The 641-nt window shown below is 40.6% G+C and carries 1 protein-coding gene; it reads right to left on the bottom strand.

Annotation, left to right across the window (positions count from 1 at the left end):
• Positions 1-175: 175 nt before the first annotated feature.
• Positions 176-493, bottom strand: coding sequence for a heavy metal-binding domain-containing protein (locus R7Q09_RS26410; RefSeq protein WP_005462608.1), 318 nt, complete (start codon positions 491-493; stop codon positions 176-178).
• Between the last annotated feature and the right edge of the window lie 148 nt (positions 494-641).

Below are 641 nucleotides of genomic sequence, written 5' to 3'. Positions count from 1 at the left end.
ACCCTACTTAAATCCAGCCAAGTCAATGAATAAAAATTCACAATCACAAAAAACCTAGGATTAGAATTAGAGTTTTTTTAACATTTAGGAGTGAAACTATGGCTTACTCAAACCACTTGAGGGAGAGTCTAAAGAAGGCGAAGAACCGATATTGCCTCGCCAATCAAAAGCAATTCTATTCCACGAGCTTTACAGCGGTACCAAAAGCAAGGATTTCAGATGAACCATCGACAATTGAGCTTGTAGTAAAGCGAATTCCTACAATCGCATCAGCGCCTTTCTGGTTCGCTTGCTCGACCATACGTTGAATAGCAATGTCACGTGCTTCGGTCATCATTTCGGTGTATCCGCGGATCTCTCCACCAACAATGCTTTTTAGACCAGCCATTAGGTCTCTGCCGATATGCTTAGATTGAACAACGTTGCCTGTCACCACTCCTCTGACTTCTGCTATTTCCTTGCCTGGAATCGTATCTGTTGTTGTGTAAATTATGTCGTGCCCTTAATACTATGAAGTAAATACAGTACGTTACCACCAAGCCTTTAAATATGAAATCAAGATAGTGTTAGTACGTTATATAGAAGTGGCTGTGCGTGAATACCTTTATTGAAAGTATTCAATATGAGAGGAGTGTAACCAG

The sequence above is a fragment of the Vibrio sp. 2130-1 genome, assembly GCF_033339515.1.
Note: the sequence above shows the minus strand (reverse complement) of the source record. Positions and strands in the feature narration are given on the sequence as shown.